This window comes from Longimicrobium sp., assembly GCF_036399255.1.
In the GTDB taxonomy this organism is placed as follows: Bacteria; Gemmatimonadota; Gemmatimonadetes; order Longimicrobiales; family Longimicrobiaceae; genus Longimicrobium.
Genome location: NZ_DASWNM010000163.1, coordinates 1 through 22,353, shown reverse-complemented (window position 1 = coordinate 22,353; position 22,353 = coordinate 1). Strand labels below are relative to the sequence as shown.

19 protein-coding genes are annotated in these 22,353 nt (G+C 68.5%); 4 read left to right on the top strand and 15 right to left on the bottom strand.

Going from position 1 to position 22,353, the window contains the following annotated elements:
- Positions 1 to 456: 456 nt before the first annotated feature.
- From VGC13_RS30845 to VGC13_RS30815, 7 genes are all read right to left on the bottom strand, one after another.
- A complete protein-coding gene (locus VGC13_RS30845; RefSeq protein ID WP_331129194.1) occupies positions 457 to 1,305 on the bottom strand; it encodes a polyphosphate kinase 2 family protein in 849 nt (282 codons plus the stop codon).
- Between the two features lie 78 nt (positions 1,306 to 1,383).
- Positions 1,384 to 2,799 carry an amidase gene (locus VGC13_RS30840; RefSeq protein ID WP_331129193.1) on the bottom strand — a complete coding sequence of 472 codons (1,416 nt, stop codon included), beginning with the start codon at positions 2,797 to 2,799 and terminating at the stop codon, positions 1,384 to 1,386.
- On the bottom strand, positions 2,792 to 3,037 hold the full coding sequence (locus VGC13_RS30835) for a hypothetical protein (RefSeq protein WP_331129192.1): 246 nt from the start codon (positions 3,035 to 3,037) through the stop codon (positions 2,792 to 2,794). Before VGC13_RS30835 ends, VGC13_RS30840 begins: the two co-directional genes overlap by 8 nt.
- A 151-nt stretch (positions 3,038 to 3,188) precedes the next feature.
- On the bottom strand, positions 3,189 to 4,421 hold the full coding sequence (locus VGC13_RS30830; RefSeq protein WP_331129191.1) for a hypothetical protein: 1,233 nt from the start codon (positions 4,419 to 4,421) through the stop codon (positions 3,189 to 3,191).
- Between the two features lie 81 nt (positions 4,422 to 4,502).
- On the bottom strand, positions 4,503 to 4,955 hold the full coding sequence (locus tag VGC13_RS30825; protein WP_331129190.1) for an RES family NAD+ phosphorylase: 453 nt from the start codon (positions 4,953 to 4,955) through the stop codon (positions 4,503 to 4,505).
- Positions 4,952 to 5,377 carry a type II toxin-antitoxin system Xre/ParS family antitoxin gene (gene parS / locus VGC13_RS30820; protein ID WP_331129189.1) on the bottom strand — a complete coding sequence of 142 codons (426 nt, stop codon included), beginning with the start codon at positions 5,375 to 5,377 and terminating at the stop codon, positions 4,952 to 4,954. Before parS ends, VGC13_RS30825 begins: the two co-directional genes overlap by 4 nt.
- A 70-nt stretch (positions 5,378 to 5,447) precedes the next feature.
- The gene (locus VGC13_RS30815; protein ID WP_331129188.1) at positions 5,448 to 6,041 is read right to left on the bottom strand and encodes a hypothetical protein; all 594 of its coding nucleotides are present in this window, start codon (positions 6,039 to 6,041) and stop codon (positions 5,448 to 5,450) included.
- 249 nt (positions 6,042 to 6,290) lie between these two features.
- On the opposite strand from VGC13_RS30815, the gene VGC13_RS30810 reads away from it, so the two are divergent.
- The 3 genes from VGC13_RS30810 to VGC13_RS30800 all read left to right on the top strand — a co-directional run bounded on the left by VGC13_RS30810 (position 6,291) and on the right by VGC13_RS30800 (position 11,745).
- Entirely contained in the window at positions 6,291 to 8,228 is a 1,938-nt protein-coding gene (locus tag VGC13_RS30810) for a beta-propeller domain-containing protein (protein WP_331129187.1), read from the top strand.
- Between the two features lie 428 nt (positions 8,229 to 8,656).
- Positions 8,657 to 9,928, top strand: coding sequence for a hypothetical protein (locus tag VGC13_RS30805; protein ID WP_331129186.1), 1,272 nt, complete (start codon positions 8,657 to 8,659; stop codon positions 9,926 to 9,928).
- Between the two features lie 509 nt (positions 9,929 to 10,437).
- Positions 10,438 to 11,745 (top strand): hypothetical protein, encoded by a 1,308-nt coding sequence (locus VGC13_RS30800; protein ID WP_331129185.1) that lies wholly within the window; start codon positions 10,438 to 10,440, stop codon positions 11,743 to 11,745.
- Positions 11,746 to 11,838: 93 nt separating this feature from the next.
- Here the strand turns inward: VGC13_RS30800 and VGC13_RS30795 are convergent, their stop codons facing one another.
- The 6 genes from VGC13_RS30795 to VGC13_RS30770 form a co-directional block, all read right to left on the bottom strand.
- The gene (locus VGC13_RS30795; RefSeq protein WP_331129184.1) at positions 11,839 to 13,386 is read right to left on the bottom strand and encodes a hypothetical protein; all 1,548 of its coding nucleotides are present in this window, start codon (positions 13,384 to 13,386) and stop codon (positions 11,839 to 11,841) included.
- Between the two features lie 90 nt (positions 13,387 to 13,476).
- Positions 13,477 to 14,808 (bottom strand): hypothetical protein, encoded by a 1,332-nt coding sequence (locus VGC13_RS30790; RefSeq protein ID WP_331129183.1) that lies wholly within the window; start codon positions 14,806 to 14,808, stop codon positions 13,477 to 13,479.
- 351 nt (positions 14,809 to 15,159) lie between these two features.
- Complete coding sequence (locus VGC13_RS30785) at positions 15,160 to 15,786, bottom strand: HAD hydrolase-like protein (RefSeq protein WP_331129182.1); 627 nt, start codon at positions 15,784 to 15,786, stop codon at positions 15,160 to 15,162.
- Positions 15,787 to 16,099: 313 nt separating this feature from the next.
- Positions 16,100 to 16,363 carry a hypothetical protein gene (locus VGC13_RS30780; protein WP_331129181.1) on the bottom strand — a complete coding sequence of 88 codons (264 nt, stop codon included), beginning with the start codon at positions 16,361 to 16,363 and terminating at the stop codon, positions 16,100 to 16,102.
- 104 nt (positions 16,364 to 16,467) lie between these two features.
- Entirely contained in the window at positions 16,468 to 17,754 is a 1,287-nt protein-coding gene (locus tag VGC13_RS30775) for a hypothetical protein (RefSeq protein ID WP_331129180.1), read from the bottom strand.
- Between the two features lie 236 nt (positions 17,755 to 17,990).
- On the bottom strand, positions 17,991 to 18,740 hold the full coding sequence (locus VGC13_RS30770) for a hypothetical protein (RefSeq protein ID WP_331129179.1): 750 nt from the start codon (positions 18,738 to 18,740) through the stop codon (positions 17,991 to 17,993).
- A 115-nt stretch (positions 18,741 to 18,855) separates the two neighbouring features.
- On the opposite strand from VGC13_RS30770, the gene VGC13_RS30765 reads away from it, so the two are divergent.
- Positions 18,856 to 19,125: a DUF2442 domain-containing protein gene (locus VGC13_RS30765; RefSeq protein WP_331129178.1), complete on the top strand. Its 270-nt coding sequence runs from the start codon at positions 18,856 to 18,858 to the stop codon at positions 19,123 to 19,125.
- A 4-nt stretch (positions 19,126 to 19,129) separates the two neighbouring features.
- Here the strand turns inward: VGC13_RS30765 and VGC13_RS30760 are convergent, their stop codons facing one another.
- Both VGC13_RS30760 and VGC13_RS30755 read right to left on the bottom strand, forming a co-directional pair.
- Positions 19,130 to 19,624, bottom strand: coding sequence for a hypothetical protein (locus tag VGC13_RS30760; protein WP_331129177.1), 495 nt, complete (start codon positions 19,622 to 19,624; stop codon positions 19,130 to 19,132).
- A gap of 63 nt (positions 19,625 to 19,687) precedes the next feature.
- Positions 19,688 to 21,895: a GAF domain-containing protein gene (locus tag VGC13_RS30755; RefSeq protein WP_331129176.1), complete on the bottom strand. Its 2,208-nt coding sequence runs from the start codon at positions 21,893 to 21,895 to the stop codon at positions 19,688 to 19,690.
- Positions 21,896 to 22,353: the final 458 nt, after the last annotated feature.

The following is a 22,353-nucleotide window of genomic DNA, read 5'->3' as shown; positions in this document are numbered from 1 at the left end:
ATGTCGGGGGTCGATGGGTGTGGTGGATGCGGTTCGGGCGCGTGTGGGCAAGCGAGCAGGGCGGAAAGGCCGAGGCACTTCGAACGGGCATCGAACTGCGTCCGCGGGGTGCCCCTCCCCCGGCCCCTCCCCGTTCGTTCCTCACGGAGAGGGGAGAATTCGATCGCGTTCCGGCAGGCCACAACGTGTCGCTTTCTCAACCTGCGACGTGGCAGGTACTTGCCCTGCCCGGCAGCCGCCAGTCCGCCGAGGCGGCCTTCGTGTGGTTGTTGCAGCGAATTCATTCGCCCGTGCCGGCGGAGCACCCGCCCGCTCGGGTGAAGGCGCCCCCGGACGCAGCGCAATCCTGTTCGAAGCCTCCTCGACCCTCCGCCTCACATCGACCTCCCCCAGCAGTTTTGGGGGAGGTGGGCGCGTGGTGCGCGCCTGGAGGGGGCGCCCGCCGGGCTCTCCGGGTCAGACCTGCCTGCCGGTTTCCTTCAGCAGGTTCCGGTAGGCTTCCAGCTCCGCCAGCTTGGCCTGGCTCAGGTCCTCGAGCGCGCCGCGCCAGTGGTCGCGGTATCCGCGCAGCGTATCCACCAGGACCTCGCTGATGGCCAGGTTGCGGAACCACTTGCGGTCGGCGGGGACGATGTACCAGGGCGCCACCTCGGTGCTGCACCGGCTGAGCGCGTCCTCGTACGCCTCCTGGTACTGGTCCCACAGCTCGCGCTCGCGCCAGTCGCCGGCGGAAAGCTTCCAGGCCTTGCCCACCTCCTTCTCGCGCTCGTGCAGCCGCTGCTCCTGCTCGTCCTTGCTGATGTGGAGGAAGAACTTGAGCACGATGGTGCCGCTGTCGGCCAGCAGCGACTCGAAGGCGTTGATGTGGTCGTAGCGCGCCTTCCACACGGGCTCCGGCGCCAGCCCGTGCACGCGCACCACCAGCACGTCCTCGTAGTGCGAGCGGTTGAAGACGCCGAAGATCCCCTTGCCCGGCGTAACCTTGTGCACGCGCCACAAAAAGTCGTGCGCCAGGTCCTCGTCGGTGGGCACCTTGAACGATTCAACCCGCACGCCCTGCGGGTTCAGGTTGGTCATCACGTTGCGGATGGCGCCGTCCTTTCCGCTGGTGTCCATCCCCTGCAGCACCATCAGCACGCTGTGCGTTCCGGCGGCGTGCAGCTCTTCCTGCAGCGCGTCGAGCTCCGCGTTCAGCTCGGCGAAGCGCGCCTGCCCCGCCTCCTTGTCCAGCCCGCCGTTTTCGCGCGTGTCGTAGTCCTTCAGCCGTACGCGGGTGCCGGGCTTCACGAGGTGTGCATGGGGCATGCGGGCTTTCTCCTGGTGGATGGACGCGCGGTCCGCGAAGTTCGTTTTCGGTGGATCGGGATCGATCGGTTCCGCCGCTCAGCCCGCCGACAGGATCGGCGGCCGCGGCAGCGGCCGCAGACGCTGCACGATTCCCGCCGTGGCGAGCGCGTGCTCCTCGCCCTGCGGACGCGCGACGATCTGCAGGCCCACGGGCATCCCCGCGGAATCCAGCCCGGCCGGGACGGACGCCACCGGCAGCCCCGTCATGCTGAGCACGAAGGTGGGCGCGACCCAGTCGATGTACGTCTCCATCTCGCGCCCGGCCACCAGGCGGGGAAAGTTTTCTTCCACGGGGAACGGCGGCACGGCCATGGTGGGCGTCAGCAGCTGGTCGTAGGTGCGGAAGAGGTCGCGGAACTGGTCCCAGATGCGCTTTCTCGTCACCTCCGCCTCCGCCAGCTCCACCGGCGTGACCTTGAGGCCGGCGCGCACGTTGTTGGCCACGTTCACGCCAAAGTGCTCCAGCTTGTCCAGGTGCGGATACAGCTGGCTGACGAACCAGTGCCCGCGCAGCGCCAGGAACGGCCTGCGCGCGTACGCCAGGTCCAGCTCGATCTCGTCCACCGTGGCCCCCGCGTCGCGCAGCGCGAACGCGGCGTCGCGGCAGACGCGCTCCACGTCCGCGTCGATGCCGATGCCCGCGATGTCGCGGCAGTAGGCGAAGCGCTTTCCCCGCACGTCCGCGCCGCGCACCGCCGTCTCGAAGTCGCGGCCCAGGATCGGCTGCGCGAGCGGCGCGTACTCGCCCGGGCCGGCGACCGCCTGCAGCCCCAGCGCCACGTCCTGCGCCGTGCGTCCCATCACCCCGGTCACCTGGATGGGGTCCCACGCGTACTCCTGCGGCCAGGTGGGGACCAGGCCCACGGAGGGCCGCAGCCCCACGACGCCGCAGAAAGACGCGGGGATGCGCAGCGAGCCGCCCAGGTCCGTGCCCTGCGCCAGCGCGAACATTCCCGTCACCAGCCCCGCCGCGCCGCCGCCGGTGCTGCCGCCGGGGCTGCGGTCCGGGTTCCACGGGTTGCGCGTGACGCCGAACACGTCGTTGAAGGTGTTGCCCCCCGCCGCGAACTCCGGCGTGTTGGTTTTTCCGAGGATGATGGCGCCCGCCGCGCGCAGCCGCCGCACCACCTCGGCGTCCTCGGTGGGCACGTGGTCCGCGAACAGCGGCGAGCAGTAGGTGGTGCGGACGCCCGCGACCTCGGTCACGTCCTTGATCCCCACCGGCACCCCCGCCAGCGCCCCCACGTCCTCACCGCGCGCGATGCGCCGCTCCAGCTCCGCCGCCTCGTCGCGCGCCCGCGGGTTCAGCGTGACCACCGCGTTCAGCCGCGGGTTGTGCGCGTCCACCTGGGCCATGCACGCCTCCAGCACCTCCACGGGCGAAACCTCGCGCGCACGCACGCGCCGCGCGATCTCGTGCACGGAAAGAAGGGCGAGGGAATCGTCAGGCATCAGGATGAACGTCGAATTCTGGGGGCATGGTATCGAAGCCGTCCGCCATGTGGATGATGAGCCCGCGTTCGCTGCCGGGCTGGCGCGGCGCACGGGCGCGCACACGAGGCAGGGGGACGATCTTCGCGACGGCATCTCCCTCATGGGTGAGCACCATCTCTCCATGAAGCCTGGCCTCTTCCACCAGTTCCAGCAGTTGAGGCGGCATGTCTTTAAGATCGACGGCGGAACCACTCATCCCGATCGCCTCCGCGCTTGATACCCGTGGATACGGCACGAGAAAACTCTGCTGCCTCTGACTCCGTGTGAGACCATTCCTTTGCGATTCGGCACAGAAGCCGGCTTGCGCGGCCGGATCGCACAAGGCACGCCTGCACAAAAGCCGACGCTCACTGCAGCAGGTCGTGCTGGGGGCCGCTGCCGGAGAGGATGACCACGGCGTCGAAGCCGTACAGCACCTTCCGCGTTTCGTCCGGCAGCGTGCCCAGCCGCGGGACGCGGGCGCGGATGGCGCGCAGGTCGAACACCGTCCAGCGCCCCGGGTCCGCGGCGTCGTAGAAGGGCTTGATCCACTCCTCCACCTCCACCGGCGCCTCGACGGTGGTGAAGGCGCGCGGGTCGATGACGGCGTGCGTGGTGCCCGCGCCGCCCAGCATCAGCACGCCGAACGAGCGGCTGCCGTTCACCTCGGCGATCTCGGACGCCAGCGTGCCCAGGTCGAAGACGTTGGTAAAGCTGCGGCCGCGCACCATGTGGCTGCTGCCGAACTTCATCATTACCCGCGGCATGCGGCCGTCGCGCTGCGTGGCGGCCTGCAGGTAGTGCATGAACTGCCGCTTGTTCAGCAGCGCGCGGTGATGGTTTGAAAGGTAGCCCTGGTTGCGGCCCCAGAAGGCGTTGATCTCGCGCGTTCCCTGCATCAGCGAGATGATGCGGTCGGCCTCGGAGCCCGGCTCGGGCGCGTAGGCCGCGCGCAGCGGCGCGTACACGTCGTCCGCGCCGCCGAACATCATCAGCAGGCCGGGGTTCTGCGTGGCCAGCGCCTGCGCCAGGGCGCTGTCGGCGCGCAGGATCACGGCCTCGGCGGCGGCGCGGGCGGCGGGGGTGGGGGCGATGTCGCGCAGGCGGCGCAGCGTGTAGCGGTCGGCCACGATGTCGTAGTCCAGCCCCCACAGCACGTCCTCGCGCCCGCCCGCCGCGGCGACGGCCGTGCGCAGCAGCGCCGCGTCCTCGCGCCAGCGGTAGAAGGGCGCGCCCGGAAAGTATTCGCGCTGGAACGCCGTGTACGCGGCGCCGCTCTCATCCGCCAGCACCGCGCGGTTCAGCGCCGACGCCAGCAGGTCGCCCGTTTCGATGGCCAGGTGCCGGTACCCGTGCGGCGCCAGCGTGCGGAACAGGTCCGCCGCCACCAGCGGGATCTCGGCCACCCCGTGCTCCTCGCCGATCAGAAAGAACTGCGCGTCGCGCCCCGCCGTCACCAGCAGCTCCGCGCCCGCGCCGGACAGCCGCCCGTTCGCGTCCGCCGCCATCGGGTGCGCGTTGGCCCGCAGCCACACGGTGAGCGAGTCCTGCGCCTGCACGTCACCCGCGCCCAGCATCAGCGCGGGAATCGCGAGCGCCATCCACCGAGGGCGGGTCGGGTTTGATCTGGACATGGAGAGGATTTGGGAGGAGGATGGTTGGGCGGCGCGGGCGCACGTGGGTCATGGCGGGGGCCGCAGCCGGGGGTCGAACTCAAATGGCTGCTGCGAGATCACCCGGAGCTCGCCCGCTCGCGGATGCAGCGGATTGAGCAGCAGATTGCTGCTGTGAGGCAGAACCGCGCTCGGCACCTCCAGCGCCAGGGTTCTGAGATCCGACAGCCACGCGTCCCCGATCATGCGCGTGGCCGCCAAGTCGTGCCGCCAGTCTGAAGCGAGCGAGTGGGCGTCGATGACTTCGACCGAGTCGGATGGCACTCCGATCTCGAATGCCACGTAGTCGGTCGGAAGGCGTCCTGGCACGTGCACCAGACACTCCGCCAGGCAGAGCGCCAGCGATCCGGACGTGTAGACCAGGGGCCTTCCCGGCGAGTTCCAGCGTCCACCGACGAGCCGGGCGCCCTCACCCGCCAACGGAGGAAAGCGCCCGCTGGCCAGCCTCCACGATACCCTCACTCGTACACACCGTGTTCGATCCGGATGAGCACAGCCTCTACCAGCCGGGCCCCGCTCCCCGTCCGCAGCATTCGCAACGGTGCCTGGTGCTCGAGCGCGGGATTGGGGGCGAGCAGCCACTCCCGCGCGATTTCAGGATCCCCGAACACTCGCTGGGCAAGCGCGGCGATCCCGGCGGTACGTGCTACGCGGTCCGACTGCTCGGGGGTAAGCCGCTGTGAAGTGCGGAAGCTGGAGAAGGTCCGGCGTGGAATGACGGCGGTCAGATCCGCGTCGGAGAGATGGCTGTATCGCTTGAGCTGCGCCAGAACGCGAGTGGGCAGCCCTTCCTCGATCTGGTGGATGAACGCGGGGCCGGACGTAACATCATCCCCCAGCACCGCGGTGCCGCCGAGTGCGCGTGCGGTCTCGATCCATTCCATGATCCTCTCCTGTGCAGGTCTGCTCAAAGATGTGGGCAGATCTGCCGAGGGTCAATGCCGCAGGAATAGATCAGCGCATGGATTCGGCTCCGTCGCATCCGCCGCAGGCGCGGCCGGGAAGGTAGATCTCCAGCTGCGCGTCGGCAAAGAACAGGGGCCACAGCGTGGGCGAGACGCGGCGCCGGCCGTACTCCATCCCCTCCTCCGTCATCGCCCGCTCCTGCCCGATGCGCGCGACCACCAGCGCAAGCCCGCCCGCGTACGCCGCGTTGACCCAGCGCGGATACTCGGGGCGGCCGTCGTCGTCATCGTCCGGAATCTCGTGGTCCTTGATGCCCACGCCGCCCTGCACGAAAACCCAGCGCACCTCTTCGCGCCAGCCCGCCGGATAACGGTGGTGCGACGCGGGGATCAGCATCCCCACCTCGGCCACCACGAAGCGGTCCGCGTGGTCCAGCAGGTACAGGTGCGTGCCGCAGCTGACGCTGGAGGGAAAGATGGGGAGCCCGCCCGCCTTGCACACCAGCTGCACCTGGTCCGTCACCTGCGCGCCCGCCGAGATGGAGAAGCCGGTGCGCGTCCCCAGCCCGAACCCCACCCCCACGCCGATGGCCTGCGCCGGCAGCGCGGCGGGCAGGACCAGGGCCAGCAGCGCCGCGGCCATCCGTCCGCATCGCGGGGCGCGGCGGGACCGGCGGGGACCCTCGGGTCGGTCGGGCATGGGGAACGCTTCGCGGGGAGGGTGATCCGGCGCAGCCGCAGGGCCCATCTGCCTTCCATCGGCAATCTGCACCGGACATCCGCCGCCCTGCAACTGTTTTCGCCAACCGCCGCCGCGTCAGAGGGGCGGGCGGGCGCGCGTTCCATCCACGACCTCACGCAGGACGCAGCACCCGCAGACGGGAGCAGGATGATGAAGAAGATCACGGCCCTCGCGGCCTTTGCCGGTATCGCATCCGCCGCGGCGGGATGCGCCGAATCCCCCGGACGCACGGCGCTGGCCTCCGCGCCGGAGACGCGCACCCTTCCCGCGTTCGCGTCCGAAGACGCGCTTCGCGGCTACCTGGTGCGCCTGGCGAAGGAGCAGGCGGCCCGAGGGGAGGAATTCTCCGGCACCGGCATGAACGGAGGCGTGGCGGAGGCGGTTACGATGGAGGAGCTGCCCGCGCCGGCCGAGCCCGAGCCATCCGCCGCCGCGGACGTGTCGTCGCGAGCGGACGAGTCCGTCACCAACGTGCAGCACGCGGGGGTGGACGAGGGCGGCATCGTAAAGGTGCACGGCGACTACCTGGTGATGCTGCGCCGGGGGCGGCTGTTCACCGTGGCCATCGGCGACGGGGCGCTGCGGCCGATCTCGGCCGTGGACGCCTTTGGCCCCGACGTGGACCCCGCCGGCGCCTGGTACGACGAGCTGCTGGTGTCGGGCGACGCGGTGGCCGTCATCGGCTACAGCTACGCGCGCGGCGGCACCGAGGTGGGGCTGTTCCGCATCGACGGCGCGGGAAATCTTCAGCACCGCTCCACCTATCACCTGCGCGGCAACGACTACTACTCGTCGCGCAACTACGCCAGCCGGCTGGTGGACGGCAAGCTGGTGTTCTACACGCCCTCGTACATCGGACTGAACGCGGAAGACCCGTTCGGCGAGTTTCCCGCGGTGCGCCGCTGGCACCGGGGCGCGGGGCAGGACGAGTTCCGCCGCACCCTGTCGGCCACGCGCGTCTACCACCCCGCGCGCCCGCTGCACGCCGACGACCAGATCGCGCTGCACACGGTGACGGTGTGCGACCTGGAGCAGGCGGAGATGGCGTGCGAGGGGACGGCGGTGCTGGGGCCTCCGGGACGCGTGTTCTACGTATCGCCCGGCGCGGTGTACGTGTGGGTGAGCGACTGGCGGGGCGGCAAGGAGCGCACGGACCGCCCGTCCACCGTCTACCGCATTCCGCTGGACGGCGGCGGGCCCAGCGCGCTTGCGGTGCGCGGCAGCCCGGTGGACCAGTTCTCGTTCCTGGAGAGCGCCGACGGACACCTGAACGTCCTGGTGCGCGAGGGCGCCGACGGCGACGGGATGTGGCATGGCGAGGTGGCGGGAGGCGCCACGTCGCTGCTGCGCGTCTCCCTCGCGAGCTTTGGCGACGGGGCCGCGGCGGCGCCGGCGGAAAGCTACCGGGTGCTTCCCACGCCCGCCGGGCACACCTTTCAGAACCGCTTCGTGGGCGGCTACCTGCTCTACGGCACGGGGAGCGGGTGGGGGCCGCCGGAACAGCGGGCGGCGGCCACGCTGTACGCCGTGCCGTGGGTGGAGGGCGGCCCCAGCGCGCTGGTGCTGCCGCATGGGGTGGACCGCATCGAGCAGATGGGGACGGACGCGGTGGTGGTGGGCACCGACGGGCAGAACCTGCACTTCAGCGCCGTGCGATTGGGAGACCAGCCGCGGCTGGGGCAGCGGTACGTGAGCGCGGGCGCCTCGCAGGGCGAGCTGCGCAGCCACGGCTTCTTCTACAAGCCCGACGGACGCGACTCGGGCATCCTGGGGCTGCCCATCCGCGGGGGCGGCGTGCCCGGGTACGCGCACCTGCGCGAGGGCTCCGCGTCCATCCTGTTCCTGCGCAATCAGCCCTCGCGCTTCGAGGAGCTGGGCGAGCTGGCCGCCGTCGCCGACGGCTCGGCCGACGACGGGTGCCGGGTGAGCTGCGTGGACTGGTACGGCAACGCGCGCCCGCTCTTTCTGCGCGGCCGCATCTTCGCGCTGCTGGGCTACGAGATCGTGGAAGGCCGTCTGGACGGCGGGGCGATTCGCGAGAGCCGGCGGGTGAGCTATGCGCCGGGGGCGGTGCTGGCGGGGCGGTGAGGGTGAACGGGTGAACGGGTGAACGGGTGAACGGGTGAACGGGTGAACGGGTGAACGGGTGAACGGGTGAAGGGGTGAAGGGGGCGGAGGCCTCACCAGCCAGGCGCACCCGGGCCTGTCATTCCGAGGCCCTGCCGCACGGAACCGTCCGTTCGCGCTGACGGTCGCGGGGCCGAGGAATCTAGCGTCCGCCTGCTGGAGGGCGGACGCGGCAGCCCGCGCCGGGGCCGCGGACGGGACGGAGCAGGACGGGGCAGGACCGGCGGGGCGGCTCCCAGGGATTGGGGGCCGCCCCGTAAACGCATGTAGATGATGTGGATATGACGGGATCTGATCTGGATCGTCCTGTATGTCACGGAGCCGGTTGGGCAGAGTCTTGCTTCTGGACCCGGTGACGGCTGAATACACGGGCCACGGAGATGATTTCGATGAGCAGATTGGCGTTGATGATCGCGGCCGCACTCGCCACCGCGGCCGCGCAGCCGGCGGTGGCGGCGCCCGCGGCACGTGATGCACTCGCGATTGCGCCGGAAGAGGCGGCCTGGATGGCCGCGCTGCAGCAGGGCAAGGGGCAGGGTGGTGGGCAGGGCGGCGGCGGACAGGAAGAGCGCGGCGGGCGCGGGCAGGGCGGCGGCGGGCAGGAGGCCCGCGAGAGCCGCGGCCGCTCCGGCGGCGGTGAGGCGCGTCCCGCACGGCAGAGCGGGGAAGGGCGCGGACAGGCGGCGCGCGGATCCGGCGAGCGCCGCGAGCGCTCCGGGAACGCCTCCGCCGGCCGCTCGTCCGGCAACGGTGGAAGCGCGTCGTCCAACAGCGGGCGTTCGTCTGGCAGCGGCAACGGCTCCGGAAGCGCAAATGAGCGGGCGAAGGGCAACTCGTCCGGCGGCGCGGCGCGAAGTGAGAACCGGGGCAACGCGGGGAACGCGGATGCGCGCCGGGGCGAGGGTTCCTCGAACGCCTCCTCCAGCGCCGGTGAGCGCCGCAACGAGAACGCGGGGTCGAATCGCGCGTCCAGCGCGCGCGGGCCGCACCGGCTGAGCGGCAGCGACCTGCAGTCGCGCATCGCGGCGTTGCCGGCGGCGCAGCGTCGTCTGGCCACCAGCAGCCGCGCCGCCGAGCGCGTGGCGGTGGGCGCCATTGCGCGGGGGCACGCGCGCGGGCTGGCGGCCGACGCGTTCGACGTGCGCAGCGACAACGACCGTGTGCGCATTCTCAACCGCGCCGGCGCCCTGCTGTTCGACATGGACGACCGCCGCGCGGGCGAGCTGGGCGGTTGGCAGCTCCGCCGGCTGGGCGACCAGGCGCCGCGCGCCAACGCGCCCGCCTTCTGCCGCAGCGGCGAGGGGCACCCCGTGCAGGGGCGCCAGTGGTGCATCGACAAGGGCTTCGGGCTGGGGAGCCGGCAGGGGACGGTCTGGAGCCGCGGCGGCATCGGCGACATCATCTTCCGCAACCCCGACACCCGCACCCGCCTGGACCGCGGCGGCCTCATCGGCGTGCTGGGCGACATCGTCCTGGGGCGGCTGGCGCTGCAGGCGGTCTCGCTGGGCTACGACCAGCCGCTGACGGGCTACTGGGTCGCGCAGCCGGAAGGCCCGCGCCTCCTGCGCGTCCGCTCCGGCGAGTACGAGGTCGCCGAGTTCCACGACGGCGACCGCGACAACCGCGCGGAGGTGCTGTACGTGGTGCAGCCGGTCTGGTAGGGCGAGACCAGCTGGGAATCCGTCTGACTGCGCTGCGTCGGCTCTTCAGAGCCGACGCAGCGCCGACGTTTGACCTCCTGCATGCCTTGTGGCGATCCTAAATGAGTACTCTATCGAATGGCGACATCTCAGATCTTATGGAACTGCGCGGTCGTGTAACGCGGTCCATAGAGGATCTGCAGCGTGGTGTCCCGCTTGAGTGGTATCGTGCAGCAGTCTTGGAGATATTGCGCACGTTAGATCAAGCTCAGCTTCACATGATGGCAAATGGGGAGTGGCCGGAGCTTTGGTTGGAACGTGTGCGGTTCGGTATGGTCCGCTTGCTGGCTCTCTTCATGTCAAACACCGCAGACGGAGATCCGTCTGCGGGCCCTTCGTCTGAGCAACGTGCAGAGTGGGCCGGTTCAACGCTTGTAAGATGCGGAACACTGACGGTCATATCGCTATTGGCTGACTACGCCGCGACTGGCTTAGCCGCTCTTCGGAAAACTGCCCCGAACCAGTACACGATGAACATCCTGCATTCGGATGCAGGGGTAGAAGCGCTCGAGCGGGCGGACATGAACTGGTGGCGCAATCACATTGCAGCTTCGCAGCATTCCGAAGAAATGCAAATTTCAGGGCGAGAGGAAGAAATCCGTAAGCGCATTGCACTTGCGATACAGGCACGGATGAGCATCGATGAAGAGGACGATGAAAATGAAGACGATGCTGAAGTGGATGAGTACTTCGAATCATTAGCGGTGCTCCAAGCAGAACGGATGGTCGGGTACGACTACTTTCCGGATCACGTTTTGCTTGGCGGCGTAGAGTTCCTGAACTACAAACGTGCGGTTGTGGCTCTTGTCCGATGGGCTCTCTACGAATGCAATCGCGTTGACGTTTACCTCGAACTTCTGTCGACCCCGATCGATTCGGTACAAGCCCGCGAGATTGTCACGCCCACGATTAACCGGAAGCACGTTGTTGATCTGTTCTCTGAAGCCCTGAATATAGATGATGTTAGAGCTTCGCGGATCACCGAGATGTTCACGATGGATGAAGCATTCGCAACCACGAGGTATTCGGCAATACCTTCAGTAGCTGTTCCGCCCCTTGTATCTATAGGTGCCGATCATATCGCGGTTTCTCTCCACGGATGCCTGAACGCTCCATTTCAGTTTCTGCTCGCACGCTTGCGCGCGGCGTATCCAGAGGATTGGCGCTCTGCGGCTAACCAGAACGAAGCCGTGTTTCGCGGCGAGCTTTACGACTTGTTTCCGGGTGATCGCTTCCTTTGCGTCTCGCGTGAAATCAAGCTGTACCACGAAAAACGCGAACTGACTGACATCGATGCTTTCATCCTAGATCGTGAAACCGGTGCAGTAGGGATTTTTCAGTTGAAGTGGTGGTTTACATTTGGCGCGGGGATGCGAGAGCGATCCAGCGGTGCCAAGAATCTGGCTGAAGAAGCTGCAGAATGGATTCAAAGAGTGCAGTGGTGGATCAGTCACTACGGTCTTGATGCCCTCGCCAATGTGGCGGGTCTACGTCGGTCAGATCGCAAGCGCCTGCAAAGGCCTCGTTTGTTCGTTGTCGGACGGAATTTCGTTCACTTCTCGGGGCAGGCTCCAGCCGAGGATGCAGTTGCTCGCGGGACTTGGTATCAGATACTTCGATTGACCGTTGAGGATTTTGCTTCGGATATCTCAGTAGACACGCTATGGGAAGCCCTTCGGCGGGATAGTCCTCATCGGCGTATCCGCCCTGGCGCGCCGCGCACGATTATCAGCGCCGGGGATTTCGAGGTCGTTATCGAGGGGTACGAGGGAGGGTGATTGGGAGCGCGAACGGGGAACTGGAACGGCCGCCGCGAAATATCCGCGGCGGCCAATCTGTATCACCATCACACAATCCACACCATCACACTCCTACACCAGCGCCACGGGCAGCGGGTGCGTGGAGCCGGAGTGCAGGTACGCGTTGGGATCGTAGTGCAGCGCGTTCTCCGGGAGCCACTCCCACAGCGGGCCCAGGTGCTGCTTGATGGTGTTCGTCATCACCGTGGGGATCTCCGGCGTCACCCCCTCGAAGAAGTCGCGCACCTCCGCATCCTCCTTGAGCCAGTGCAGCATCTTGCGGTGGTGCTTGAGCCGGTTGTTGCGCTCGGACGACACGCCGCGGAAGAACTGCTCGATTCCCAGCAGCGGCTTGGGGTTCGCGAGGAGCCGCCGCGTGAGCGCGCGCGGCGAGAAGCAGTAGTCGAACGTCTCGCATACCAGCGTATAGAACTCGACCCACCCGTAGTTCGCCGGCTTTACGTTCATCGCCTGCACCAGGTCCAGGAAGTGGAACGGCACCGGCAGCACGCGGCCGTCGCGCTGGTACTGCAGGTTGAGCTCGGCGTTGCGGCCAAAGGCCGAGAGCAGCGCCAGGTGCGGGTACACGCCCGGCGCCTTGTCGATGAAGCGCTTCGTCAGCTCGAACGGCTCGGGCCCGTCGTCGGAATCGAGCCCGAAGATGAGGTTGCACTGCGTGTATGGGATGTACGAGTTCACCAGGTTGGCGTGCTCCGCCATCCGGTTCACCTTTTCCATCCCCTTTACGTTGCGCATCCGCGACTTGTCGCCGATGTCGAACCACGACTCGATTCCGGGCGCGATGGCCTTGAAGTTGTTGCGCTGCAGGCGCTTGAGATTGTCTTCCTTGAGCAGCGCCAGCGACATCTCGGCAAAGAAGGTAATGCTGCCGCGCGGCACCGCCTCTTCAATGGCGTCCAGGTAGTCGTCGAAGCGGATGGCGAAGTTGGGGTCGTGCCACACCAGGCACGAGCGCGGCAGCCTGGTTTCCAGGAAGAACCGCATGTCGTCCTTCATGACGTCGTAGTCCAGCGCCACGTACGGCGTCACCGCGTCGATGCAGAAGCTGCACTTGTACGGGCACCCCAGGCTGCCGATCACCGGCACCAGGCGCAGCAGCTTCGCCTTTTCCATCGCCGGCCGCAGGAACTTCCACCGCTCGCGCAGCCCGGGAAGCACGTGCGGCTGCTTGCTGGCGCTGACGTACTGGCCCAGGGGACGGTGCTGCTCCGCGTCGTTCAGGATGTCGCGCAGCAGGTCCTGGTCGCACATCCCCACCACGTAGTCGAAGTACTGCTGCGCGTCTTCCGGATACGACCGCGCGTGCGGCCCGCCCAGCACGGTGATCACGCCGCGATGGCGGTAGTAGTTGCTCATGGCGTACGCCACCAGCGCCGCCTGCGAGAACGCGGTGATGAACAGCATGTCCAGGTCGTCCGGCAGCGAGCCCGCGATCAGCTCCGCGCCGGAGTAGTAGGCCATGTGCACCTCGTGGCCCTCCTGCTCGCACCACACGGCCACCACTTGGGGCATGATGCTGGCGTTGTTCATCCGCATGAACCGCGAATATCCGTTCTTTGGCGGTTCCTTGCCCAGCAGGTCGATGACTCCGATGCGCATGCCGTTCCTCCGCGGGTTCCGGGACGCACTGCCGAGAAGACCAGGATAGGAACAGTTATAGAGCGATGCGTGATTGTGCAACAGGAACGTTTAGTTTCCGGCATCAGGAGGCGGTTCAAGATTTGATTGTCGCTTCATGACAGTAGTGGTGGAAACGGGCCCTTTGTTTCCCGACGGCACATGCGCTCCGTCTTGGCTCGGCACGTAGTAGAATGTCCAGTCTCCGCTGACCAGCCAGTCGGCTTTGGCGGCCGCATTCCTCAGAGGCACGTATTGGCTCTTCCGCGGCTCAAAGCTGACAAGCGCATCGAACACGCTGCCGTGATCTGCGCACCACTTCTGCGCGTCCGTTTCTCCGGCTTTAAAAAGGGCGTCCAGCATCCGCTGCGCATCCGCTTTTTGTATCCGATTAGTCGGAATTTGCACCCGGTGCTGAATGGAAATGGTGCCTTTGCCACGCGCATCTGTGATGGTAAGTGCATCGATCAATGACGTCACAAGACGGGAACGGAGCTTCTCGCGCCACGGTTGTTGGTTGTGCGGGGATCTCATCCGCCGCAGCACGTCCGGAATTTTCATCCACTGAAGCAAGGTTGGTTGTGGAGCCACCCGCCGTGCCGGATTTACGCGATAGAATGCCCGTTTCCACCGTTTAGCCATTGCACGGGACGTGAGCAGCGCGGATAAGCTGAGTAGGGAGATTACGATCAAGAGGACGGCTTGTAACCAGAGGCTGCTGTTCACGTCAACGCCATACTGAGCGCCAACGTTTCGCGTGTGCCAGTTATTGGCGAAAACCCATAGCTGCACCCCTACCGGCGTAAAATAGATGAGCCCAAAGTGGCGGAGGATCCCGCGCCTTCGCCACCGTGCCAACGTGGGTGGGGAGGCTAGGACCTGACCCATCGCGAGCGCATGGTAGAGCAGGTTGGCCCTGCTGTCGCCGCGGGCGTACCCTTCTCCGTCTTCCATGCAGAGTTGCCGAACTTTGTATAGCGCCAGTTGCAGGTTTTCATGTTCTCGCAGAAGACAAAACAGCATAACCAGTGTGAGCAAGACGAGCGCGATTCCGCCGACCAGCCCTAGATCGTTTACGTCCATCGAAACACCCGGAATGGGCGAGGATGGCATCACAGCGCGGCCTACGAACTGCCTGAGGTATTCTTCCCGTGCAATCTTAATTACGACAGTATCACCACCGAAGAACGGCTGGTCGGCGAGATCGGTTCCGTACCACACTTTGATACGCCGGAGCGGCCAGCCTAGGCCATGGGCGTTGAGGGTGGCAATCCAGATCAGCACGCTAGTAACGGTGACTACATACAACGCATAGCGTGAACGGTTGGACGACGCACGAAATGCCTCAATGTATTCACGTAGATCTTCGATGGATGACTTTGACGGGGGATTGGAGGAACTCACCTTTACCTCCCAGCTGTGTCTTGAGCGGATTAATGAAGCCGACGGACCGGTGTGTAGCGATGTAGAGGGAGAGACACTCCTGAAATGTGGTGACTTGAGAATCGAGCCGCGAAGTGCCACGAAGTACAGAGTTTGTTCCTTGTTAGAACGCTCTTCTTTTATCCGCACACGTTGTTAACGGCTTCTCCTTGAGGGCCGAGAAGACCAGAACAGTTATAGAGCGATGCTCCATTGTGCAACGAAACGGTTGTTTGAGGGATGGTATTAAACCTAAAGGAGGACGGATTCGCAGCACACGTAGTCAACGGAGAGTAACTCCGCTGATGAGGGGATGCGCGCGGGTGCTGAGCACTACGCAGCGTCCTGCAGAATTTCGTCTACCCGCGAAAACACCTCGCGCGGGCCGTGGGCCAGCAGCGCGTCGGGGTGGGTGTAGCCCCACGACACCGCGCCGAACGGAATGCCTTCCGCGTGCGATGCGCGCAGGTCGCGGATCTCGTCGCCGATGCACAGGGCGTCGGCGGGGCGCACGCCGGCGGCGCGCAGCACCTTCCGCAGCCGCGACCGCTTGCCGAACAGCGGCGTGCCGCATTCGTAGTGCTGGATGAGCGGCGCCAGCCCCGGCCCCAGGATGCGGCGGATGTTTTCCTCGGAGTTGGAGCTTACGATGGCGAGCCGCACGCCCTGCCCGGACAGCCGCCGCAGCAGCGCGTCCACGCCGGCGTACAGCGGGATGCTCGCCACGTCCATGGCCATGCGCCGCCGCATGAAGCGCGCGACCAGCGGCAGCTTCCACAGCGGCATGCCCAGGTGGCGGATGATCTGCCGCGCCTCCTGCCCACGCAGCATCTCGCGGTCGGCGTCCTCGATGCGCCGGAACCCGTACCGGTCCGCCGCCTCGTTCGATGCGTCCATGAACCACGCAAACGAATCGGCCAGCGTGCCGTCGAAATCGAAGATGGCGAGCTTGTAGGACATGGTGGCGTGAAAGACGGATAGGCGCCGCGTCTGAATCAACAGATCCACAGAGAGATACGGCCGCCGGCCAGGTGCCGACCGCCGCGGATGCCAGACGGCCGGGCGCGATCATCGCGGAAAACCTGTCTGCGATCCCGCGGAGAACGCACGTGAGATGGAAACCGCCACGACCCTGTCCGCGAAGGCGGACGTCGCGTTTTCCCAGCCGCGAATTCATTCGCCCCTGATGCGGCGGCGGAATGATCCATCCAGGCTCCGCCACCCCATGCATTCACGAACCAGCGTCCCTGCTCCGCGCCCCGTCGCGCCGGGTTCAGGAATGCGGGCGCGGCTGGCTGTCGCGTCCGCGGCCCAAAATCCGCCGGCCCAGGGCGACGATCGCGCCTCCCGCCGCCGCGGCGACGGCTGCGACGAGCAGCAGCACGATGCCGATGATGATCCACGCACCCGCCGACGCGCCCGTGCTTTGCGGCGTGGAGCGCATCGAAAGGACCGCGAAGGCAACGGGGCCCAGGGTGCCGAGCGCCAGGAGCGCGGCGACGGCCATTCCGATGACGGTGCTGCGGCGGAATCGCATGGAGACGGTGGATGCGTGCGGGTGTGGCGGGCCTGCCGGAATTGCGAGCGGCGGAATCGGCGGAAGCCGAACGATCTCGACCTCATTCGACTCCGCCGACAGGATCAGTCGGCCAGGCGGTACTTGACCACCTGGTTCTTGTTGCGATGGGAGGCGAGCAGCTCGTCGCGGTCGTTGAAGGCCAGGCCGAACACCACGTCGCTGCCGCCGAACGTGCCGATCACCCGCCCCGACGGATCGAAGACGCGGATGGCCGTACCCATGTCGCTGACGTAGACGCGCCCGCGGCCGTCGATGGCGATGTCCTCCGGGGTCATGGCGCCCCCCGAGCCGCCGTCCCCGCCCGCGAAGCGGTCGATGAACTTGCCGTCGGGGTCCAGGTGATAGACCTCGCCCTTCCAGCGGTCCAGCACGAACAGGTGCCCGTTTCCATCCACCGCCACCCGCTCGGGCGACGCGTCCTCGTCCACCGCCCGCTTGAGGTCCACCGTCCGCCGCACGCCGCCGTCGCGGTCCAGGTGCACCACGCCGTTCTGCGTGGCGGCCCACAGCGATCCGTCCAGCGCCACCGTCACGTCGTCGTAGCCGAACCGTTGCGGGCGGGGAAACTCGCCCAGCGCGCGGCCGGTGGCACCCTCGTAGCGGCGGATGCGCCCGGACTGCACGATGTAGACGGTGCCCCCGCGGTCCGCCGCCATGTCCACCAGCGGCATCCTGGGATCCGCCATCCACTGCGTCACGAAGGTGCCGGCGGAGTCGAACACCTGCACCCGGCCGCCCGAGTACTCCGCCACGTAGATGCGCCCCGCGCCGTCCACCGCCACGCTGCGCGCGTCCTCGAAGCGCCCCGCCCCCGTCCCCTCGCTGCCGAACCGCAGCACCGGCTCCGCGAACGGCGGCGGCCCGGCATCCACCGGCGGCGCGGGCACCGCGGGCGCCAGAAGCTCGGTCGGCGCGGGCCGCGGCGTCGCGGGCGCATCCGCCGGATCGCGCGTTTCGAAGTAGATCAGCGTGAAGATGGTGAGCACGGCCAGCCCCAGCCCGAACATCCGCGGGCCGCGGGTGCTGGCGGTCCGGGTTCGGGGGGGAACCGGGCCTCCGGACTGCCCGGCCTGCAGGCGCTCCACCGCGTGCCTGGCCTCCGCCAGCCCCACGCCAAAGTGGTCGCGGTACACCTTGATCGCGCCGATCATGCTCCCCGCCCGCAGCTGCGCCAGCACGTCGGCGATGGCGTCGGCGTGGCGCTGCTGCGCGGCGGCGGCCTGCACGTGCCCGCCGCGCTCCGTCAGCAGGACGCCCGCGCCGCAGTACGAGCAGCGGGCGGTGGTCGCGTGCTCCGGGGGAATGTCGAGCGGCGCGTGGCAGGTGGGGCAGCGCAGGGGTGCGGGCATGTGCGGATGCGGGGCTGGATTCCGAAGGGGCGGTGCGGGGCAGGCTCGCACGTACGAAAATCGCCGCCGCCGCGCCGGCACGCAACGGATTCGTCGCCGGACGTGGAATTCGCTCCGTGCCAGCTCCAGCAAAAGAATGGACTCACGCAGAGACGCAGAGGCCGCAGAGAAAAATTCCCCTCTGCGGCCTCTGCTCCCTCTACGTGAGAATCGTTCTTTGGAGATTCGTGATCGGATCAGCCGCAGACGGAGAAGAACGTGGAGGCGCTGCCGACGTTGCCCTCCGCGGGCTGCACGGCGTTGACGACGAGCTCGTAGTTGCCGGCGCCGGGAGGCAGCTTGATCGGCAGGTGCGTCGCGAAGGTGCTGGTGGCGCGGTACTCCAGCGGCGCCTCGCTCACGAAGTCGCCGCCCACGGCGCGCACCCGCGCGTGCACGCGGAACTCGTCCGGCACCCACGGCAGCGCCGGGTCGATCTTGCAGCCGCACATCATCGCCACCCACGCGGTCACGTTCAGCGGGCTGGTGGGCGCGCTGGCCACGTCCGGCGCCAGGATCCGCACGCTGAGCCCCGGCATCAGCAGCACCACGCCGGGCTCCTGGTCCAGGTGCAGGCCGGGGGTAAGCCACATCCGCTGCGTGGCCGTGTGGCCGTTGGGAACACCGTTGGTCAGCGCCGCCGCGGAGAACTCCACCAGCATGGGCGCGTGCAGGTCCAGCGTGGCCAGCACCCCCGCCGTCGGCTGCCCCGGTGTCGCGGAGAGCCACTGCACCGAGTCGGCGCCCCCGCTGCGCGTCACGATGGCGTCGCGCGTGGCCTCGCGCGAAAAGCCGGGCTTCAGCTGCCCCGATCCGCCCGTGGCCAGCTTCTGCGCCAGCAGCTCGCCCGAGACCGCGTCGCGCAGCGTGACCAGCGAGTACCCGCCGTCCGGGCCGATGAACTTGCCGCCCTTGGCCTGCACGCGCACCAGCACTCGTGTTTCCATCGGCTTCCTTTCAGGTTCGTAGGAGGAGTTGGAGGGTGCCGGCCGGGCGTCTGGCGCGTCGTGCCGAGCATCGTGTACCGTAAAGCTGGAGGGACCGGGAATCAGGAGATGATGGATGAACAGCCATTCAGATTCCGGGACGCGGATCTCGTCCATCCGCGTAACGGACGAGACGATTACGGCTGATCTGGCCGATGGCAGGACGGTTAGCGTCCCATTGGCGTGGTCGTGGCGGTTGGCGGATGCAACGCCCGAGCAGCGCGCGAACTGGCGCCTGATCGGCTCCGGGCACGGCGTTCACTGGCCGGACGTGGACGAGGACATCAGCGTGCGGGGGATGCTCGACGGAATCCCCGCCGCGCGTCCCCATCCTCGCGGCGCGTGACGGTCTACAGCGCCGCCAGCAGCAGGTAGACGGCGCCGGCCGCCAGGCACACCCAGCCGGCGACGCGGTTCCACCGGAACTCCTGCCGCGCCTCCTCCCCGCCGAACCAGTCTCCCCAGCTGCCGCCGCGGGCACCCGGCGTTCGGCCCGACGGCGGCGGCACCGGCGCCAGCAGCAGAGAGATGCCGATGCCCGCGGAGATCAGCCCGTGCAGCAGGTTGTCCGTGCCCGCCGCGCCGCCGCCGCGAAACCAGGACACGACGATCAGCATGATCACCACCGCCACCACCACCCCGCGCAGAACGGCGCGCGCGGCAGGCGGGGCGGCCGTGCGGTCCGCGCCGGCCAGCGGATGCCGCCGCGCGCCCGGACGCGGGACGTCCGCCACCGGGCGCGGCGTCGGGTGAACGGCGAGCGGACCGGGCCGGCCGCAGTGGATGCAGGCCGGCGCGGCGTCGGAAACCTGGCGGTGGCAGTCGGGGCAGGGGACCAGCGGCACGGTGGGATCGGCGGGGTGGATGTGGGGCCGCGGGGGCGAGGCGGGGGAAGCCTCGCCGTCAGTCTATTGCGCGGCGGGCGCCGCGGGAAGGACCAGCGTAAAGGTGGTGCCGGCGCCCACCTCCGTCTGCACGCGCACGTCGCCGCCGTGCGCCTCGGCGATGCCCTTGACGATGGACAGGCCCAGCCCCACGCCGCGGCGGTCGGACCGGTTGGCCTGCCAGTAGCGGTCGAACAGCCGCGGCACCTGCTCCGCCGCGATCCCCACGCCCGTGTCGGCCACGTCGATCAGCACCGTGTCCTCTTCACCGCGGCGCACCGAGACGGTTACGGTGCCGCCCGCGGGGGTGAACTTGAGGGCGTTGCCCACCAGGTTGCCCAGCGCCTGCACCACGCGGTCCCGGTCGGCCAGCACCCGCGCCTCCGCGTCCATCTCGCCCCGCCGCAGCGTGATCCCCCGGTCCGCCGCCAGCATGGCCGCCTGCTCCAGCGCCTCGTGGGCAATGGACGACGCCGAGTGCCGCTCGCGGTCCAGCGACAGCCGCCCGCTCTGGATGTGGCTGATGTCGAGCAGGTCCTGGATGAGGCGGTTGGCCCCTTCCGCGGCGCGGCGGATGATGGCCAGCTGCGTCCGCTGCACCTTTGCGCCGTCCGGCGGAAGCAGGTCCTGCAGGAACGCCGCGCTCATGAACACGGTGTGGATGGGGTTGCGCAGGTCGTGCGATACCACGCCCAGCATGTCGTCGCGGGCGCGGGTGGCGCTGCGGGCGCTGTCGTACAGCCGGGCGTTCTCGACCGCCAGGGCCGCGCGCAGCCCCAGCTCCTTCGCCAGCTCCAGGTCCGCCTCGTCGAAGCAGGGCCGCGCCGCCGTGCGCACCAGCGTCAGCGTGCCCAGCACCTGCTCGCGCGCCATCAGCGGCACCGCCATCAGCGACCGGATCCCCAGGTCGCGCACCAGCTGGGCGTGCTCCGGGCCGCGGTCCAGGCCCTGGATCCACCCCTCGTCGATGTCGCGCATCAGCAGCGAGCGCCCCGTGCCCATCACCTCCGCCTGCGGGCCCCCGTCGCCAATGCGGGGCGGGAACTGGCGCGCGCGCTCGAACAGCGCCGCCGTCGCCTCGTCCGCGTGCGACGCGGCGATGCGGCGCACCGCGCCGTCCTCGATCACGTCCACCATCGCCATCTCCGCCAGCTGCGGCACGGCCAGACGGGCGATGGCCTGCAGCGTGTCGTCCACCTCCAGCGACGACGAGAGCACGCGGCCCGACTCGGCCAGCAGCTGCAGCCCCTCGGCCGCTCGCTTCTGCTCGGTGACGTCGGTAAAGCGCACCACCGCGCCGATCACCTCGCCGTCGCGCCGCACCGGCGACGAGGCGTAGGCCACGGGAAACGAGCTTCCGTCGCGGCGCCACAGCACCTCGTCCTGCACCTGCACGGCCCGCCCCGCCACCGCGGCCACCCAGATGGGGCACGCCTCCTTGGGAAACGGGGTGCCGTCCGGGTACGAGTGATGAAAGAGCTCGTGCCCGTTCTGCCCCCGCATCTCGCGCACGTCGTAGCCCAGCTGCTCCGCCGCCGCGCGGTTGACGAAGCGGATGAGCCCCTCGGCGTCGATGGTGTACACGCCGTCGGTGGTGGCGTTGAGGAACTCGTCGCGCTCGCGCGCGCTGCGCTCCATCTCTTCCGCCGTTTGCCGGGCCCGGGCCAGCGCGCGGCGCAGCTCGATTTCGCGCTGGGCGCTGGCGGCCAGCTCGCGCATCACCTCCACCTCGTCGTGCGTCCACCCGCGCGGCTCCACGTCGATGGCGCAGAACGAGCCGATGGCGTGCCCGTCCACCACCAGCGGCACCCCCACGTACGCGGCCACGCCCAGCGTGTCGACGGTGGGCACCCGCCGGTACGCGGGATCGGCCCGGGTGTCGGCGATGACGAGCGGGTGCTCGGGGGTGGCGCCGGCGATGCTGAAGTGGCAGAAGGTGCGCCCCGCCAGCTCGCGCGCCGATGCCAGCGGCTCGCCGAAGCCGGTGGCGGACAGGTAGAAGTCGCGCTCTTCGTCCACCAGCGACAGGAAGGTGGCGGGGACGCCCAGCAGCCGCACCGCCAGCCGCGTCAGCCGGTCGAAGGGCGGCTCGGCGGGCGCGTCCAGCAGCCCCGTGCCGCGCACGGCGGCCAAGCGCGCGGGGTCGCGCACCACCGCGTCCACGTCGGCCGGCGCGGCGGTGTCGGGTGCGGGCACGGGGGATGAGGAGTCGCGGGGCGGCTCGCTCGCCATGGTCGTTTGCTGCTCCGGGAATGCGTCTTGGAATTCGGCGGCGGAGGGGAGAGGCAAAAACCGGGCACTCCCATCGCGCCGTCGCCTTGGGAGCGTGCGGGCGAGTTCCGTCCCCCGGCCTCTACCGCCGCAAACGGCGCGGGGAGAGGGGAGAATTCGATGGTGCTTCGGAGGGGTCGAGCTGCACCGGCCGGCGCCCCCTCCGGGCTCGCATTACTCGCCCACCTCCCCCAAAACTGCTGGGGGAGGTTGGGGTGGGGCTGAGGGCAGTGGCTCGGCGAATGGGTTCGGGCTGCGACCGGCTGAGGGCCCCTCCCCCGGCCCCTCCCCGTTCGTTCCTCACGGAGAGGGGAGAATTCGATGGTGCTTCGGATGGGTCGAGCTGCCCCGGCCGGCGCCCCCTCCGGGCTCGCATTACTCGCCCACCTCCCCCAAAACTGCTGGGGGAGGTTGGGGTG